General features: G+C 58.6%; 11 protein-coding genes. 3 read left to right on the top strand and 8 right to left on the bottom strand.

The features are described from left to right. Window positions 1–32 precede the first annotated feature (32 nt). From tdh to MK208_RS07880, 3 genes are all read right to left on the bottom strand, one after another. Window positions 33–1,064, bottom strand: coding sequence for an L-threonine 3-dehydrogenase (gene tdh, locus MK208_RS07890; RefSeq protein WP_294115795.1), 1,032 nt, complete (start codon window positions 1,062–1,064; stop codon window positions 33–35). A 14-nt stretch (window positions 1,065–1,078) separates the two neighbouring features. Further along, window positions 1,079–2,266 (bottom strand): glycine C-acetyltransferase, encoded by a 1,188-nt coding sequence (locus MK208_RS07885; protein WP_294115653.1) that lies wholly within the window; start codon window positions 2,264–2,266, stop codon window positions 1,079–1,081. Between the two features lie 284 nt (window positions 2,267–2,550). Then, window positions 2,551–3,108 (bottom strand): XRE family transcriptional regulator, encoded by a 558-nt coding sequence (locus MK208_RS07880; protein ID WP_294115651.1) that lies wholly within the window; start codon window positions 3,106–3,108, stop codon window positions 2,551–2,553. 158 nt (window positions 3,109–3,266) lie between these two features. Between MK208_RS07880 and MK208_RS07875 the strand changes: the two genes are divergently transcribed. Next, window positions 3,267–4,442 carry an acetyl-CoA C-acyltransferase family protein gene (locus MK208_RS07875; RefSeq protein ID WP_294115649.1) on the top strand — a complete coding sequence of 392 codons (1,176 nt, stop codon included), beginning with the start codon at window positions 3,267–3,269 and terminating at the stop codon, window positions 4,440–4,442. Between the two features lie 111 nt (window positions 4,443–4,553). Here the strand turns inward: MK208_RS07875 and pbpC are convergent, their stop codons facing one another. Together pbpC and MK208_RS07865 are read right to left on the bottom strand one after the other, a co-directional pair. Then, window positions 4,554–6,593: a penicillin-binding protein 1C gene (gene pbpC / locus MK208_RS07870; protein ID WP_294115647.1), complete on the bottom strand. Its 2,040-nt coding sequence runs from the start codon at window positions 6,591–6,593 to the stop codon at window positions 4,554–4,556. Window position 6,594: 1 nt separating this feature from the next. Next, window positions 6,595–12,033, bottom strand: coding sequence for an alpha-2-macroglobulin family protein (locus tag MK208_RS07865; protein WP_294115645.1), 5,439 nt, complete (start codon window positions 12,031–12,033; stop codon window positions 6,595–6,597). A 158-nt stretch (window positions 12,034–12,191) separates the two neighbouring features. On the opposite strand from MK208_RS07865, the gene MK208_RS07860 reads away from it, so the two are divergent. Next, complete coding sequence (locus tag MK208_RS07860) at window positions 12,192–14,372, top strand: response regulator (RefSeq protein WP_294115642.1); 2,181 nt, start codon at window positions 12,192–12,194, stop codon at window positions 14,370–14,372. Here the strand turns inward: MK208_RS07860 and yaaA are convergent. The 3 genes from yaaA to MK208_RS07845 form a co-directional block, all read right to left on the bottom strand. Beyond that, window positions 14,357–15,130, bottom strand: coding sequence for a peroxide stress protein YaaA (gene yaaA / locus MK208_RS07855; RefSeq protein WP_294115639.1), 774 nt, complete (start codon window positions 15,128–15,130; stop codon window positions 14,357–14,359). The two genes, MK208_RS07860 and yaaA, sit on opposite strands and share 16 nt — an antisense overlap. Window positions 15,131–15,157: 27 nt before the next feature. Continuing rightward, a complete protein-coding gene (gene recQ / locus MK208_RS07850; RefSeq protein ID WP_294115635.1) occupies window positions 15,158–17,197 on the bottom strand; it encodes a DNA helicase RecQ in 2,040 nt (679 codons plus the stop codon). Between the two features lie 81 nt (window positions 17,198–17,278). Beyond that, complete coding sequence (locus MK208_RS07845; protein ID WP_294115632.1) at window positions 17,279–17,563, bottom strand: YggT family protein; 285 nt, start codon at window positions 17,561–17,563, stop codon at window positions 17,279–17,281. Window positions 17,564–17,688: 125 nt separating this feature from the next. On the opposite strand from MK208_RS07845, the gene MK208_RS07840 reads away from it, so the two are divergent. Next, window positions 17,689–18,225, top strand: a complete 537-nt coding sequence (locus MK208_RS07840; protein WP_294115630.1) for an acyl-CoA thioesterase — start codon at window positions 17,689–17,691, stop codon at window positions 18,223–18,225. Window positions 18,226–18,273: the final 48 nt, after the last annotated feature.

The following is an 18,273-nucleotide window of genomic DNA, read 5'->3' as shown; positions in this document are numbered from 1 at the left end:
CCCATCCCCGATGGGACGGGGGCAAAGCCCCCTCAGGTGGTCCAATCCAGCACAACCTTGCCCGACTTGCCGCTGTTCATCGCCGCAAAGCCCTCTTTAAAATCGCCTACTGGCATCTGATGGGTGATCACCCGGCTAACGTCCAAGCCGTTTTGCAACATCGCAATCATCTTGTACCAGGTCTCAAACATTTCGCGACCATAGACCCCTTTGATCGTGATCGCTTTAAACACAATCCGCGACCAATCCACCGGCGATTTGCCCGGCGGAATGCCCAGAAGCGCAATCTTGCCCCCCATCACCAGCGCTTCGACCATCTGATCCAGCGCCGCTTGCGAGCCGCTCATCTCAAGGCCCACATCAAACCCTTCTTTGAGCCCCAGCTCATGCATCACGTCGTTGAGGTCTTCATTGGCGACATTCACCACCCGCGCATTGGGCACCACATGCTCCGCCAACGCCAGCCGGTCTGGATTGATGTCCGTGATTACCACATGCCGCGCCCCCGCATGTTTCACCACTGCCGCCGCCATAATCCCGATGGGTCCCGCACCGGTGATCAGCACATCTTCGCCCAGCAAATCAAAGCTCAAGGCCGTGTGCACGGCATTGCCCAGCGGGTCCAAAATCGCGCCAATCTCATCGGGAATGTCATCCGGCAAAGGCACCACATTAAACGCGGGCAGCCGCAAATACTGCGCAAACGCCCCCTGTACGTTCACCCCAATCCCGCGCGTGCCGGGATCGAGATGAAACTTTCCCGCCCGCGCCTGACGGCTCTCATGGCCCACCACATGCCCTTCACCGGAACAGCGCTGGCCTATGCTGAGCCCATCCACATTGCGGCCCATCTCGACAATCTCACCGGCAAACTCATGGCCCGTGATCATCGGCACCGGCACTGTTGCGCTGGCCCAGTCGTCCCAGTTCCAAATGTGAATGTCCGTGCCACAAATCCCGGTCTTGTTGACCTTGATCAGCACCTCGTCCGGCCCAATCTCAGGCACCGGCGCCTGCACCATCCACAGCCCCTCCTCGGGCTTGGATTTCTCCAGCGCGGTCATCGTGTTGGGTTTGCTCATGAGACAATCCCCAGCACCTTGCCCACCTTGCCAAAGGCCGCCAGTGCCCGGTCCAGCTCATCCCGCGTCAGGGCGGCATTCATCTGCGTGCGGATCCGCGCTTGTCCACGCGGCACCACCGGGAAGAAGAAGCCCGACACATAGACCCCTTCCTCAAACAGCTTCGCCGCCATCTCCTGCGCCAAGGTCGCCTCGCCTAACATCACCGGAATGATCGGATGCTCCCCTGGCAAGATCTCAAACCCCAGCTTCTCCAACCCTGCCCGCCAATACTGCGCATTCTCGCGCAACCGCGCCCGGTCCTCGGCGCCCTCTTCGACCAAACGGATCGCTTCCAATCCCGCCGCCACAATGCTGGGCGGCAAGGAGTTGGAAAACAGATATGGCCGCGCCCGTTGGCGCAACAGATCGATCACCGGCTGCGGCCCGGCAATATAGCCGCCAATCGCCCCGCCCAGCGCCTTGCCCAAGGTGCCGGTCAGGATATCAACGTCGACGCCAAAGTGATCCGGTGTGCCAGCGCCGTTTGGCCCCATAAATCCAGTGGCGTGACAATCATCCACCATCACCACCGCATCGTATTTCTTGGCCAACCGCGTGATCTCCGGCAGGTTCGCCAGATAACCATCCATCGAAAACACCCCGTCCGTGGCAATCATAATATGCCGCGCGCCCTCGTTGCGTGCGTGCTGCAACATCGCTTCCAAATCCGCCATATCGTTGTTGGCATAGCGATAGCGCTTGGCCTTACACAGGCGGATGCCATCAATGATCGACGCGTGGTTCAGACTGTCCGACACAATCGCGTCTTCTTTGGTCAACAGCGGCTCAAACAACCCGCCATTGGCGTCAAAACAAGCGGCAAACAGGATTGAGTCGTCTTTGCCCAGAAAGCGCGCCAGCTTCTGCTCCAACGCGCGGTGAATGTCCTGTGTGCCGCAGATAAACCGCACCGAGGCCATACCAAACCCACGCGGGTCCATGGCGTCCTTTGCAGCTGCAATCAGCGCTGGGTTGTCCGCGAGCCCAAGGTAATTGTTGGCGCACAGGTTGATGACCGCCCGATCTCCCACCTGAATTTCGCCGCCTTGGGGCGACGTGATCATGCGCTCTCTCTTCATCAGCCCCTCGGCCTCAATGGTGGTGAGCGTGTCGCGGATGTCGGTCAAGAAAGCGTCAGACATGGGGTTCTCCATAATGATGGACGACCATCTACCATAACGGATTTATGTCCGTGAAGAGGGAAATTCATTATAACGGACAAAAATCCGAAATTTAAGATACACCCTAAACAGAAGAGTAACCCGCCCTTTAGCGCGGGCTGTAAGCCCGTGCTGCGCCCGACCCTCCCCACGGGAGGGCGCACTGCTACCTTGGGAACAAAACAAATCGTGTGATTGATCTTCGATTCAAGCCAGTGTCTAGCGATGCGACAGCGCCCACCCAGGGTCAGGCGCAGCACTTTCCGCTAAGCGTTCTTCACAATCAGAAACACCCGCGCAGGCTCTGTTGCCTCAATCGCATGGGCCACATCCGCCGCATAGCGCGCGGTGTCGCCTTCCGCCAAGTCCTGCACAGCTGTCCCGCTTGTCACCGATACGGCACCGGACAGCACGGTCAGCTGCTCCGTCGCCCCACGGGTGTGCGGCGCGCTTTTTAGGCTGCCCCCTGCCTCAAAGGAGATGTCATAGACCTCATGCCCCCCAACATCTTCGGGGGGCGACAGAATCCGAATGAGGCAAAGATGTCCCATATTGTCAAAACGTGGCACATCGGACGCGCGCAGCACATCCACCTTGTCCCCCGCCTGTGCATCCAGCAGACCGGCAAAATCCACCTGCAAGGCCCGCGTCAGGTTCCACAGGGTGGCAATTGTCGGGCTGCTTTCGCCACGCTCAATCTGGCTCACCATCGAGCGGCTCACGCCAGAGAGCTTTGCCACCGCGTCCAGCGACAGCCCTTGCGCACGGCGGGCCTCCCGCAACCGTGCGGGCAAAAGTTCCAAGATCGGCAGATCGTTACTCATGCCCCCAAATGCGGGAACTTACCTCCTTTTGTCAATCGAACCGCGAAACACACCTCCGTAAGACTACGGGCAATAAAACTGTGACGCACCGTTCCACCTGACTCGCCGATGCTGCGCCTGCATACTGTGGCCAACACGATTTCAGGAGGAGACGACAGATGTCGGACATCGTAATTCTCGGCGGCGCACGCACCGCCATTGGCACCTTTGGTGGATCCCTTGCCAACACCGCCCCCATTGATCTTGGCGCCACCGTCACCAAGGCGGCCATGGAAAGCGCCGGCGTGGAAGGTGGTCAAATCGGCCACGTGGTCTTTGGTCACGTGATCAACACCGAACCACGTGACATGTACCTATCACGCGTGGCCGCGATGCAGGTCGGCATTCCGGACACCACCCCAGCCATGAACGCGAACCGCCTTTGTGGTTCCGGTGCACAGGCGATTGTCTCCGCCACCCAGTCCCTGATGTTGGGCGATGCGGATTTTGCCGTCGCTGGCGGCGCAGAAAACATGTCACGCAGCCCCTACATCATGCAGTCCCAACGCTGGGGCCAGAAAATGGGTGACGTCAAAACGCTGGACATGATGCTGGGGGCGCTGAACTGTCCGTTTGGCACCGGACATATGGGCATCACCGCTGAAAACGTCGCTGATGAAAACGATGTCACCCGCGAAGACATGGATGCCTTTGCGCTGGCCTCCCAAGAACGCGCCGCCGCGGCCATCGAGGCTGGCTACTTCGACGAGCAGATTGTGCCGGTTGAGGTCAAAGTGAAGCGCGACATGGTGCCCTTTGCCCGTGACGAACACCCTACTGCCTCCACCATGGAGAGCCTCGGCAAACTGCGCGCCGTGTTCAAGAAAGACGGTCGCGTGACCGCAGGCAACGCCTCGGGCATCAACGACGGTGCCGCCGCCATCGTCATGGCCCGCGCCGAAGCGGCCGATAAAGCTGGCCTAACGCCGAAGTTCCGCGTGTTGGGGTACGCCCACGCTGGCGTCCGCCCAGAGGTCATGGGCATTGGCCCGGTGCCTGCGGTGGAAAACCTGCTGACCAAAACCGGCCTACGCATTGCCGACTTTGACGTCATCGAGTCCAACGAGGCCTTCGCAGCCCAAGCGATTGCCGTGAACAAAGGCCTCGGCCTTGATCCCGCCAAAGTGAACCCGAACGGCGGCGCGATTGCACTGGGCCACCCAGTGGGCGCAACCGGCGCGATCATCACGGTGAAAGCCATGTATGAGCTGGAGCGCACCGGCGGCTCAAAAGGTCTTATCACCATGTGCATCGGCGGCGGTCAGGGCATCGCCATCGCGATTGAGCGCATCTAACTGGCCGCGAAGCCCTCAGGGCCAAAGGTTAACGCCTTTGGCCCCGTCAAATGGCGCACCTCCGCAAAACAGTCGCGATACCGACGCAATACCGACGTGCAAAACCAGTGGTTAATCCACCCAAAATGTGACCCGATCCGACGCCCCTTTGGCGTCAATCACCGTCACCGTTGCACTGCCTTTTCCAGCCAACGGCACCGCCATTTCCCGCAACCGACTTTGCTGCACAATCGGCGCGCCATTGGCCAACACGGTGAAGGGCAAGGCACCGTTTTTGACTTTCAGAATGACCTCGCTGTTGCCGCCCTCCAAGGTCGCCCCATCCGGCGGAAACGCCACCGCCAGCGCATCTTCAGACTTCTCAAACAGCGCATTGCGACCGCGAAATTTCCGAAGCGGTGCAGGCAGTTGGCCCGTGCTGACAATCAATGTCTCGGGCGGCGGAGGGCCGAGTGGAGTCAACTCCGGCGCAATGCGCTGAAACACCTCAAACAATACCGGCGCGGCGATTTCTGCCCCAAAGGCCCCCGGCACCGGCGTCCCGTCCGGCCGCCCAATCCAGACCCCGGCCACATGCTGACCATCAAATCCAATCGCCCAAGTATCCCGGTGCCCATAGGACGTCCCGGTTTTATACGCTAACCCATTGCGCGCCGCCCCTTTTGGCGGGGCTATCCCGGACAAGATATCCCCCAAATGCCACGCCGCCGATCGGCTCATAACCCTTTGCTTTATTGAGGTTTCTTCATCCAACCGCCAGCGCAACTTCTGCGCCAATCCACCTTGCGGGATCACAGCATATAGCTGCACCAACTCTTCCAGCGACAACCCCACGCCCCCCAGCGCGACAGCCAATCCAGCCACACCACCAGGCACCTCCGGCGCCGCCCCTGCCTTGCGCATAGCTGCCATCAAATTGGCCGGTCCAATTTCATCCGTTAGCAAAACCACCGGCAAATTCAGCGACTGCGCCAAAGCCTCTCGCACCCGCAACTCCCCCCGGAAGCGCCCGTCAAAATTCTGCGGTGCATAGGTCCCAAACCGCACCGGCGCATCGGTGATCAAGGTCTCCGGATGCGCCAGACCTTGATCAAAAGAAAGCCCATAGACCAATGGCTTAAGAGTGGATCCCGGCGAGCGCTTGGCCTGTGTCATATCGACAAATCCTTGCCGATGGTCTCCACCAGAAAACCCGGCCGATCCCACGGACGCGAGAATCTCCCCGCTGTAATGATCCGCCACAACCATGGCAATCGATACGCGATCCTCCAGACCTCGCAAGGCCTTGGCCGCAAGCGCTTCTAGCGAGATTTGCAGATCACGCGACAACGTCACATGATGCACAACCGCCTCTGGCCGCTGCGCCACAGCGCGGTCCGCCATATGCGGCGCAAAGCTCTGAAACGCCCGCCGCTGATTTGGCACCGATGTCGTTCTAGCCGCCGACGCAGCGTCTTTGGTCAAAATCCCAGCAATCACAGCACGTTGCAACACGCGCTCCCGTGCCTCTGCTGCGGCTTTGGGATGCCGATCAGGCCGCCGTCCGTTGGGGCTTTGTGGCAAGGCAACCAACAGCGCAGACTGCGCGGGCGTCAACCGATACGGCTCTTTGCCAAACCACGCCAAGGTTGCCGCGCGTACTCCTTCCAGGTTCCCACCAAACGGCGCATGGGACAGATAAAGTGCAAGAATTTCCTCTTTGCTCAGAGCTTTCTCCAACGCCAAGGCCACCCGCACCTGCCGCAACTTGCCTTGCCACGCTCCGGTGCCGGAATCCTCGAGCAACCGCGCAACCTGCATGGTCAACGTCGATCCACCAGAGATTACCTCCCCATGCCAAACCGCTTGCCCCACGGCCCGCACAACCGCCCAAGGGTCCACACCGGCATGAGACCAAAAGCGCCCATCTTCATAGGCCACCAGCATGTCGATATAACCAGGATCAACAGCTTCCAGACCACTGCCCATGCGCCACAGGCCGTCGTCCACTGTATAAGCCCGCAGCAGTTTCCCATCGCGATCAACCACTTCTACCGAGGTGTCGATCAACAGATCTGGCAGCTCAGTCTCTGCCACCCACCGGTCCACGCCATCCCGCGTTGCGGCTGCTAAAAGCAGCGCAGCGACAAGGACAAATGGCGCAAACCGCATGTTACTCGGTCACGATCAGACGGGTCGCATCGGTGTTGGCACGGTATTGTGGACGATACATATCTTCCACTGACGCAGCCGGATGATGATACGCACCCGGCGACACCGCGCGTACAATGTAGGCCAATCTAAAGGGTTGATCTGATTGCCAATCCACAGCAGCCAGGAACCGATCGGAGCGGAACTCGCTGTGCTCGGCATAGGTGGGTTGCAGCCAGTCCAAAGCCCGCACATCGCCACTCGAGAGCAAGTTTGGATTGTCGATCTCAAACCCTGCTGGCAGCGGATCATTTACCATCAACCGCGCGCCAACTTTGCTGGACGGCGTAACGGTCAGCACGGTGACAAAACGGTCGCCCGTCGCCACCTGCGCGCCGGTGACCTCTACGCCTTCCATGGTGAAATACTGGCGCGACAGCTGGTACCCATAGCCGCCGCTCTGGATTTTGTACGTCGGCACACCAACGGTGGTGACCGTAACCGGTTGCGGCGCATTTCCTTCATTTTTCAATGCAAAATCAGAGGTCAAGGCGCTGTCCGGCACACGCTCCAACAACGGCCCATCCAAAGCCGCGCCGTTCAGACTCAGCGTATTGGACCCGGCGTCGTCAATCAGAGCATGTGCTGCCATAAGCGACCACACCGATTCCTGCGTAGAAAGATCACGCCCCGGCGCCGTCACCCGTGTCAGCAGGGCATTGCGATCCACCGCTTCACTGCCCGCCTCAACGGCCAGCGTCAATGCACCAGCGGCGTCACGCAGGTTGGTGCCGTAATCGACACGCCACAATGGGCTCTCGTTGCTCTGCGATTGTCCCTCAATCAGCCGCGCGGACTGTCGAAACATGAAGTCGGCACGGGTCTGATCGCCGTAAAAGCCTAGAGCTGCGCCAAGTTGTGCCGCGGCCAAAGGTGTGGCAAAGGCCTCCGCTTTTACATCAGCGTAGTAGCGCAAGTCGCCCATGTTCGCCGCGCCTTCACGGGCCAGAACCATCAGCGCATAGGCCAAGTCCTCGCCACCTTTGTCAAAGTCCGGCGCATAGTTCACGCGATTGCGCAGGTTATTCATGGCCTGCATAAAGGCCAACTCGGGCACCGCATGCCCCTTTGCCTTTGCACGAGACAGGAAATCGCTCACATAGGCATCCAACCAGAAATCACCCGACGCTGGCTGCCAGAGGCCAAAGGCCCCGTTGCTGGACTGACGGGTGAGCACCAGCTCGATGGCGTCGGCAATCCGGCTGTCCAATGTCTGGCTTGCCGCCAATCCGAGAGCATCGGCCACATCCTCGAAATACAAGAGCGGCAGAGTTTGGGACGCGACTTGCTCGGTGCAGCCGTACGGATAGCGATCCAATGCCCGCATCAAACCCGGCGCGTCAAACCGTGCCAACGCTCCGGACGACAAGACCGCCTCGGCTGTGCCTGGCCGCAAATCCGCAAACAGATCAGAGCCTAACGTGAGGCTTTCGCCTGCCGCCAACACCACCTGACGGGTTTCGCTTATGGCTGGGTCGTTGTCTCGAACCGGCAGCACAAGTTTCTTGGTGAGCAGTTTTCCGTCCGGCGTCGTCAGCGCGACGTCAATGCTGTGGTCACCAACATCTTGCGCCACAAGTGGCACGGACAAACGGGCAGAGCCCAGGTCTTCCAATGTCAAACCGGACGGGACTGCATCCGTCGCCAGTGTCACACCGTCACTCGCCACCACATCCAAACCCATGCGCCCGGAGGGACCTTCGGCATGCACAAACTCCAACAAAAGACGGCTTTCGTCACCCGGAGCCAAGAACCGCGGCAAGCTGGCTGTCACCACAACTGGATCGCGCACAAGCACCTCTTGTTCAGCTTGCCCTACGCCGGTTGCGGACCAGGCCACGGCCATCAGTCGCACGGCGCCATTGAACTCCGGAATGTCGAACTGCACCTGTGCCGTGCCATCAGCGCCAACTTCGATGGGACCTTGGAAATAGGCCACAAGCTCTTCTGTCGGCGGCGGCGAGTCAAAACTGGACCCGGCATTGGCATCACCGCCAGACCGCAAAGCCCCCATGGAGCCGGTCATGCCATTGATCAGGCGTCCATAAATGTCGCGAATTTCCATCCCCAATCGACGTTGGCCAAAGTAATGCTCGGACGGATCGGGGCTCTCAAAGCTTGTCAAGTTGAGGATGCCCACATCCACAGCGGCCAAAGTCACAAAAGCTGTTTCGCCTTCGGCAACACCATCCACATTGAGCGACACATCCAGCGGTCCTCGCGGCGCAATTTGCGCCGGAGCAATGAGGTCAACCGACAGCTGCTTGGCGCCCGGATCTACCTTTGCGTAGCTGAGCCCCAATGCCCGCGCCGGGTTCTTGCCAGCTGGCACATCTGACGGCCGGATCACCGACGCAGTTACATATGCGCCTGCCCCCCATTCATCCGTGACGGTCAGCGGGATCAGATTTTCGCCTTCACTAACTTCCACGGCCTGCATCGAAATCAACCGGTTGGACATAACAGAGATAAGCGCCGTTCCTGCAAAACGCGGCACCAGACGCAGCTGGGCAGTATCGCCACTGCGGAACATGTCTTTGTCCAACGACAGTTCCAGCGTGTCCGGGGTTTCGCTCGCATCCACCGGCGCATACCACCCCGCGTAGAACTCAACGGCGCTAGACACAAAATCGCCGCCGGTCTGTTCCACCACAATTTCGTAGCGGCCCCAATCCACCTGTGTAGCAACTTCCACAACAGCGTCACCCAGCGTTGCAGATCCACTGGCCACAGCTGTGCGGCGCGTGGTTGGTTCCCACTCCCAGCTGCCCCCCAATTGGTACCACTGATAGCGCGTTTCCACACGGTTGACGGTCCATTGCACCGGCATCTGCGTGCGCGACAGGTCGGATGCCAAGGCCAACAATTCAAACCGAGCTGTTCCCCCTTCCGGCACTACATCTTCGTCAAATTGCGGCTTGATCCCGATCAGCGCGGTTTGCGCGGCCACCGGATGAGACAAACGGCGCTCCACTGGGCGGCCAGAGCCTTCAAGCACACGCATTGTGATGTCCGCCGACAGCGCGCGCCCTGCCGCATCTTGAGATGGAAGCGGCAGGAAGATATCCGCGCGGCCTTCGGCATCTGTCACATCGCCATAAAAATACTCGGTTTGACCATAGAACGGCTGGTCATATCGGCCAAAGCGATAGCCTTCATACCCTTCAATCTCGGACTGCGCCCGCAGAGTGAGCTGCCCTTCGACACTCAAGTCCGCCGCTGGCGCGCCAAACAAATACCGCGCTTCGAGTTCAAGCGGCGCGGGATCATCCTCGGTCAAAGGCCCACTTGGCGGCGTCATCTCAAAATCGATGCGTTCTGGCAGGAAATCCTCGACCAACACCTTGGCTGTGGCCAAAGCTGGGGCCTCCAGGTCGGACTTAAACTCCAACGTCCAGCGGCCACGTGGCACGGTTGCGCCAAGAGGCATGTCAAACACATGACCACCAGCCACACCTGCAGTGGACACCTCGCGGCTGTATTCCACGCCATCGGGACGGGTCAGAATGGCTGTCACTGGCAAAGACGGCAGGGCTTCGGCCACGGGCCCGCGAGCTAAAGCTGTCACATGGATGGTCTCGCCTGCGCGGTAGGCACCACGATCCGTTGCTACAAAGAGATCAATTGGCGGTGCGGCCGGGCGCCCCTCAACACCTCGGTCAGACAGATCAAAAGCAGGGTCCGTTAGGGACAGGAACGTAAAATCCTCTCCCGTTTCCACAAGTAACAACGCAGGCGCTTGCGCGCCCGTGCCCCGTGTCAAACCCGCATCAAACCGCGCGTAACCCTCTGCATCGCTGGAAACCGTTCCCAAAACGCGATTGGCCCGAGAAATCAGCGACACCTTGGCCTGATCTATGGCGGTCGCATCCGACAAGCGGCGTACAAAGGCGTGCAAGCCGTCGGTGCCGTTCAGGCTGGTTAGGCCAATGTCAGACAGCAAGAACCACTGTGTCGCGGACGTTTCGTCGTATTTGTCCGCCCCAGGAAGGTCAGCGGTCAACGCGTAGACGCCGGCCGGTTGGCCTGCGACCAATTCCGCCATCGGCAGGCGGGTTGTCACGGTCTGGTTCAGTGTATTTTGAACTTCTCCGGTCCCCGTCCAGATGGTTTCTGCCACATCGCGGGCAAAATCATCGACCTGCCAGTAGCTTAGAGGTTGCCCAAAATAGCTGTCCTGAATGGCGCGCAGAATGTTGCGGTCATTCACGCGCTGCAAGGTCAGGTCCACCTCATTCAGATTGACGGTCTCAATTGGCAGCCCCGCATCCTGGCTGCGCGGCAAAACATAGGCCCGCCCTCCAAAGGCCAAGCTTGGGCTGCGGTCGCGCACATACGCATTGAGCGTGATGTCCTTGATCAGCGTTTCGCCACTTTGTGCGGGCAGACCTGCGCGGAAAGTTACCTCAAGGCGCTGCCCATGTGTGAGGCCGTCAACACAAATACGGCGCTCTTCAACGCTTATAGCCATTTGTGAGGTTGGGAGCTTTACAAACGGCGCGTAATCCTGCCCGGCTTTGATCAGCGGTTCATTGAACTCCGCGCAAAACCGCGGCTCTTCAAAATCGCTATCCACAACATGCTCAGATACACGGAACCCGTATTTGCCGATCGCCGCGTCCAAACGTTGTGCAACATCGGTCCGAGGCTGGATCGACTCTGCAAGCCGTAAGCTGCGCAGAACTGCTTTACCGCGTTCTTGCTCTTCCAGTTGATCCGCCATCAAAATCAGAGCATTCACGCGCTCAGCCCGATCTTCAGCACGCAAGTAAGCATTGATACTGCCAAGGAAAGCGCGTTCGCGAAAGGTCCGGGTTTCTGAAGACTTGTCACTTTTTAAGTTAGCGTTCAGGCGCGCGTATTCGTGCCACAGGTCACTGCGGTCTGATTTTGCCAAGGCGCCACCCGTCCATCTCATAGCGCTCAGATTGTTGCCTTCAGCGCGGCGCTCTTGCGCAGCGTCAAGCATCGCCTGCACGGTCCAAGGACCGCCCGCATGATACCGTCCGATATTGGTGGCCAGATCCTTGGCGCGGTCAAAGTCCGACTTTCTCAAAAACGTCAAATCTTCCGCGCGCCCAGCAGCCAAGAAATGCGTTCCGCGGGGCGTTTCAAACACTTCCGCAGACAAGGCACCTTCATAGGGCTGACGGTCACTGATCGCTGATTTCGGGAAACAGGCGTTGGATTTTTGATTGAAGGTGAACGCCACACAATCCTGATTGGCCAAACAGGCCGTAATGCAGGCATCGTAGGTCGTATCAAACAGGTTTTGCAGGTCCGATCCATAGAAATCAACGTCGCGACTCACGACGATGCGGCGATCAGGCACAAAAGCGTCTTCGGCATATGCCACACCAGAACAAACAGTCAAAATTGCAGCCACAAAAATGCGAAACATTAGGCTTCTCCATCAATCAATGACGCAATGGTGCCATGGGGGCCACGGACTTGGCAACGATAAGAGATTCAGCAAATGCAGCCTATCCGATTAAGCAGATATTCATGGACATTTGAGAGAACGACGGACAACGGATTGGACGATTTAGGGATCGGCGTATGTCGCTGGCGCAAAAACTTGCGGACGAAAGACGGGCACGTTTGGCAGCCGAACGCTTGCTGGAGCTGAAAAAGCGCGAGCTTTATGCAGCCAACCGCAAGCTGGGCAAACATGCTGCGCAATTGTCTAATGAAATCGTCGAAACACGCGCCGAATACCAGACCGTCGTCAAGGAAAACAAGAAAGTCCGCAACGAGCTGGAAACCGCCAAAGAGCGTGCGGACAAGGCGGAACAGCGGCTTTGGCATTCCATCGCCACGATTCGGGATGGTTTCGCTTTTTTTGATGCCAAAGGCAAAATGATCGCCGCCAACCCGGCGTATCTGGCCATTTTTGAAGGTGCCGACCGCATCAAGCCCGGCATCAGCTATCAGGAAATCATGGAGTTTGCGGCCCATGAGGGGCTGTTTGTGTTGGAAGACACATCGCCCGATGACTGGTGCAACATGATGGAACAGCGCTGGCACGACGATGAACCGGAGCCGGTGATTGTGCGCCTGTGGAACGAGGAATTCCTGAAGCTGATCGACCAGCGTGATCAGGGCGAAGACCGTGCCAGCCTCGCGATGAACATTACTGAGTCCGTGCGCAAAGAAGCGGAACTTCAGCGTGCCCGTCAAGAAGCAGAGGCCGCCAGCAAGGCCAAATCCGCCTTCCTTGCAAATATGAGCCACGAATTGCGCACGCCAATGAACGGTGTGGTGGGTATGGCCAGCCTGTTGATGGACACCACGTTGAGCGAAGAACAACGTCTGTTTGCCTCCACCATCAAAAACTCAGGCGAGGCGCTGCTCTCCATCATCAACGACGTGCTCGACTACTCTAAGCTAGGCGCCGAAAACGTTGGTCTGCGGACCGAGCCGTTTGATCTGGAGCGTTGCATCCATGAAGTCATGACGCTGCACCAGGTTTCCGCGCGAGAAAAAGGCGTGGAACTGTTGGTGGATTACGACCTGTTCCTGCCCACGAAATTTGTCGGCGACATCGGGCGTATGCGACAGATCTTGACCCATCTTGTGGGCAATGGCGTGAAGTTCACCCATCACGGGCATGTACAGGTGCAGGTTGTTGGTGTGATCACCAATGATGGCTCTGAAGCGGTAATCCATGTGACCGTGCAAGACACGGGCATTGGCATCCCGGAAGAAAAACTCGACCACATCTTTGGCGAATTCAATCAGGTCGACACTAGCCAGAACCGTGAGTTCGAGGGCACAGGACTTGGGCTGGCGCTGACCAAACAACTCGTAGGTCTGATGTCCGGCGAAATCTGGGTGGATTCTGTTGTAGGAGAAGGCACCTCTTTTGGATTCCGTCTCTCTATGCCGATTGAGGAAGACTGCGAACAGCTGCCAATTCCGCTTCCTGACAGTGTCCAGCACATTTTGGTGGCCTCCGACGTGGAAGTGAACAGCGACCTGCTGCACAAACAGTTGGAACAGATGGGCGCGACAGTGACCATTTGCACAGATCAAACCCAGGTGCTGTTGCTGGCACCACATGTAGATTTGATTCTGGCGGACCACACCCCGACCGGCATCAACGCCCGCGAATTGAGCACCGAGCTGCAAAAAATGGAAGTCACCACGCCGATCCTGGCGCTGACCAGTGATTTGAAGGTCTTTGCCGGCATGGAAAAGGACTCGCTGGTGAAAGCGATTTTGCAGAAACCGGGCTCGCGCGCCGAGTTGAACCTCGGCATTGCCAAAGCCGCAAACGCCGGGGCCTCCCAGCGCAGCAAACCAACCAAACGGCGCATGCGTGTGTTGTCCGCTGAGGACAACAAGACGAACCGCCTGGTGTTGGAAAAACTGCTTAAGTCACTGAACATTGATCTTGAGTTTGCCCACGACGGCGTCGAAGCGGTGGAGAAGTTCAAGTCCTACGCGCCAGACCTGATCTTTATGGATATCTCCATGCCGCGTATGGATGGCACCGAGGCCACGCAGAAAATTCGCGAATTGGAAGAGGCCACCAAGGGCCATGTGCCGATTATCGCACTGACTGCCTTGGCCAATGACGGCGATGAGGAACACATCTTGTCACACGGTTTGGACAGGTACCTCACCAAACCATTGCGCAAGAAGGAAATCTTCAAGGTGATCGCCGAAGTCTATACCGGCGAGACTGTGGACCCGTTCCCCGAGCCTGAAGAGCTGCCGCTTCAAGCCTCCGGGTAATCGCGCAGAAACACCCAGCGGTCACCTTCTGACAGGTCCGGCTGGAACCGATAGCCGCCGTAGTCAAAATCCTTGAGCCCCTCCGCCTCTGTCAGGCGATTATGGATGACGTAACGCGCCATGCTACCCCGTGCCTTTTTGGCAAAGAAAGAGACGATCTTGGCCTCGCCGTTTCGCTCTTCCATGAACACCGGTGTGATGACGCGCAGCTTTAGCGCTTTCAAATCAACGGCGCCGAAGTATTCTTGGCTGGCACAGTTGACCAATGTGTCCGTGTTCAACTCTTCCGCCTGCGCGCGCAACGCTTTGGCAGGGGCCTGACGCCAATACTCATAAAGCGACTTGCCGCGACGCGTTTTCAGGCGGCTACCCATTTCCAGACGATAGGCCTGCATCGCATCTAATGGGCGCAGTATCCCGTAGAGACCCGACAATATCCGCAAGTGATCTTGTGCCCAGGTCATCTCGTCCGCTTCAAGGCTGGCCGCATCCAAGCCAACATAAGTGTCGCCCGCGAAGGCATGCACCGCAGGGCGGGTGAGGTCTGCTGATGGAGCGTCCTCAAAGGCCTTGAACCGATCGCGGTTGAGTTTCGCCAGGTCCGGGCTCAGGTCCATCAGTTTGCGCAGATCGGCAAGCGTCAGATTGCGTGCCGTCTTGGCCAAACGCACGGCATCTTCCTGAAACGCGGGCTCCGTCATTGGGCCCTCAACAGGATCCCAGTTCAGACGTTTGGCGGGCGAAATCACAACAAGCATTTGGCGGTCCTTCTGTTTGAAGTCTATCTAGTTGGCGTCGCGGAGGATTTCCAGAAAGGCATCCCCAAAACGTTCGGCACGGCGATCCCCAAGCAAGCGCTCCATCGCTTGCGCATCCCGCGGCTTGGTGCTGGCAACTTTGGCCAACATCCCTGCGGAACAACTCATCGGTTTGTCGATACCCTCTGGGCCACGCAGCAGATTGGATTGCGCTTCCAACAGTTGGTCGTAGAGGTCCGCATCCTGTCGGCCGGCGATTTTGCGGCGGCTTGGGTGCATTTGCTCCGCTTCCCCGTTGATAACCTCCAGAAAAGCATCGCCGTAGTTCGCCAGTTTCTTGGCGCCCACACCGTTCACACGCGCCATGTCGTCCAGATTACCTGGACGCACCTCGGCCATCTCTGCGAGCGTGCGGTCCGGGAAGATCACATAGGCGGGAACTTTCGCCGCTTCGGCCAAGGCGCGGCGTTTGGCTTTCAGTGCGGACATGAGCGGCGCGTTTTCTTCGCTGACCAGGGTTTTGGCCGCAGGACGGCGTGAGGTAGTGCGGATGGTATCACGGCGAAGCTTGACGGTTTCCTCATCCCGCAACACGGGCCGCGCCCGTTCGGTCATCATAAGCGCGCCATGGCGTTCCGGGTTGGGACGCACCAAATCGTGCCCCATCATCTGGCGGAACACAGCCTGCCATTGGCGTTTGTCATATTCCTTGCCAACGCCATAGGTCGGCAGCACATCATGCCCGCGCTCGCGCACTTTGTCGGTCTCATTGCCAAGCAGGATGTCGATCAAGTGACCGGTGCCAAACCATTCGCCGGTGCGTAGAATAGCCGAAAGCGCTTTGCGCACCGCCTCCGTGCCATCAAACACCTCAGGCGGCGTATCACAGAGGTCGCATTTCCCGCAGGTGACCTCAGTTTCTCCGAAGTATTGCAAGAGGTTCGCACGGCGGCATTCCAAAGCCTCGGCCAAACCAAGCAACGCGTTGAGGCGGGCATGATCCGCCGCGCGACGTTCAGGCGGCGCAAGACCTTCATCAATTTGAGAACGACGTAACCGAATGTCGTCAGGGCCGAATAAAGTGAGGGTTTCCGCCGGCGCGCCATCCCGCCCAGCGCGGCCAATCTCTTGGTAATAGGCCTCAATCGACTTGGGCAAATCCGCATGGGCAACCCAACGAATATCTGGCTTATCCACCCCCATGCCAAAGGCCACGGTAGCGACAACAATCAACCCGTCCTCGCGCTGGAACCGCACTTCGGTGTCACGACGTTCCTGCGGATCCATACCGCCGTGATAGTGCAAGGCCAAATGGCCCTCGTCTCGCAGCGCTTTGGCGAGGGTTTCCGTCTTGGCCCGAGTGCCGCAATAGACAATGCCGGACTGCCCTTTGCGGGCAGCGGCGAACTGCAGGATCTGCTTTCGGGGATTGTCCTTAGCGGCAAAGGCCAAGTGCAGGTTCGGACGATCAAAGCCGTGCAGAAAGGTCTCTGGCGCGACTCCACCAAACAAACGCTCAACAATCTCGTCGCGTGTCTCGGCATCTGCTGTGGCTGTGAAGGCAGCGATTGGTACGTCGAGCGCCCGTTGCAGCTCGCCAATACGCAGGTAGTCCGGCCGGAAATCATGCCCCCATTGGCTCACACAATGGGCTTCATCCACCGCAATCAGGCCCACGCCTATTTGGCGCAACATGCCCAGCGCGGCGCCGGACGCCAACCGTTCTGGCGCGATGTAAAGCAGCTTGAGGCGGCCTGCATCGATAGCGTCCCATACCTGTGCGGTTTCTTCTTCGGTATTGCCCGACGTCAACGCGCCGGCTTCGACCCCTGCCTCACGCAGGGCACGTACCTGGTCGCGCATCAACGCTATCAGCGGCGAGATCACAACGGTGACGCCGCCGCGGATGAGGGCAGGCAATTGATAACAAAGGGACTTGCCGCCGCCGGTTGGCATGATCGCCAACACATTGTCACCGCGCGTGACAGCTTCCACGATGTCTTCTTGTCCCGGGCGGAAGGCGTCAAAGCCAAAAACATCGCTCAGAACCGTGGTTGCGGCCTGCATTTTTCACCTTTTGTTGGGACAATCTGCGTTTCGCGCGACTGTCCCATAGGCAGGCGGGAGCCTCAAGCCCGAAGGCGCAGGTTATCCAAGAAGAACCGCTGGCAGAATGTAGTCTCGCAGGGAAATGATGATCACAAAGACCACCAAGGGCGCGAGATCCAGCGGGCGGGTGTCCGGCATCACACGTCGCACCGGCTCGTAGATTGGCTCCAGAAGACGGTTCAGGCCGGTCCAGATTTGCGACACCAGTGGCTGGCGCAGGTTCAGGACCTGGAAATTGATCAGCCAGCTCATGATGATATGTGCCAGCATGAAGAAGAAGGCGATATCCAAGATCAGCCGCAGCGGGCCGTAAATTGCCATCATGAGAGGCTCCTTTGCTCCGATTGGGGCACAGTTAAGCACCGTTGCGTCAAAGCACAAGCCTGCGCTGGAATCTCGGTTGACGATGTGTTGCGGAAGGCATTGAAGGGCAGGCAAAGGAGAGCCCCATGTATCCCATCATGCGCATGGTCAAAGAGCTGATCAAATTTCGCAACGCATCCTCGCTGCCGTTGACAGGCACCCATGTGTCCGAGCACCGCTGTTGGCCGTCTGACATTGACCTGTGGATGGAGTTAAACAACGGGCGCACGCTGACCTTGTTTGACTTGGGTCGTATCCCACTGGCGCAGCGCATTGGCCTGGTCAGTGTATTGCGTCGGGAAAAGTGGAACATGACCATGGCAGGCGCCACCGTGCGCTATCGCCGCCGCATCCGCACATTCGAGAAGATTGAGATGCGCAGCCGGGCGGTGTTCTGGGATGCGCGGTTTATCTATCTGGAGCAATCCATGTGGAAGCAAAACGGTGAATGCGCCAACCATGCGCTCTACCGGGCGGCGGTGACCGACAAGAACGGGATTGTGACGCCGGATCGGGTGATGGAAGCCATGGGTTTGGACGAGCAATCGCCAGCGGCCCCCGAGTGGGTGGCCAACTGGATTGCCGCAGAGACCACCAGACCGTGGCCCCCAATGCAGGATTAACTTGCTATGGTTGTGACATCCCGTCTAAGTGTATTTGAAAGTCCGGGG

Origin of the sequence: Shimia sp. (assembly GCF_022448905.1) — a bacterium.
GTDB lineage: Bacteria > Pseudomonadota > Alphaproteobacteria > Rhodobacterales > Rhodobacteraceae > Shimia.
Note: the sequence above shows the minus strand (reverse complement) of the source record. Positions and strands in the feature narration are given on the sequence as shown.

Coding starts and splice junctions, on each gene's coding strand:
- MK208_RS07880 (WP_294115651.1), bottom strand. CDS start 3,108: ATGAGTAACGATCTGCCGATCTTGGAACTTTTGCCCGCACGGTTGCGG.
- MK208_RS07885 (WP_294115653.1), bottom strand. CDS start 2,266: ATGTCTGACGCTTTCTTGACCGACATCCGCGACACGCTCACCACCATT.
- recQ (WP_294115635.1), bottom strand. CDS start 17,197: ATGCAGGCCGCAACCACGGTTCTGAGCGATGTTTTTGGCTTTGACGCC.
- yaaA (WP_294115639.1), bottom strand. CDS start 15,130: ATGCTTGTTGTGATTTCGCCCGCCAAACGTCTGAACTGGGATCCTGTT.
- MK208_RS07845 (WP_294115632.1), bottom strand. CDS start 17,563: ATGATGGCAATTTACGGCCCGCTGCGGCTGATCTTGGATATCGCCTTC.
- MK208_RS07875 (WP_294115649.1), top strand. CDS start 3,267: ATGTCGGACATCGTAATTCTCGGCGGCGCACGCACCGCCATTGGCACC.
- tdh (WP_294115795.1), bottom strand. CDS start 1,064: ATGACCGCGCTGGAGAAATCCAAGCCCGAGGAGGGGCTGTGGATGGTG.
- MK208_RS07865 (WP_294115645.1), bottom strand. CDS start 12,033: ATGTTTCGCATTTTTGTGGCTGCAATTTTGACTGTTTGTTCTGGTGTG.
- MK208_RS07840 (WP_294115630.1), top strand. CDS start 17,689: ATGTATCCCATCATGCGCATGGTCAAAGAGCTGATCAAATTTCGCAAC.
- pbpC (WP_294115647.1), bottom strand. CDS start 6,593: ATGCGGTTTGCGCCATTTGTCCTTGTCGCTGCGCTGCTTTTAGCAGCC.
- MK208_RS07860 (WP_294115642.1), top strand. CDS start 12,192: ATGTCGCTGGCGCAAAAACTTGCGGACGAAAGACGGGCACGTTTGGCA.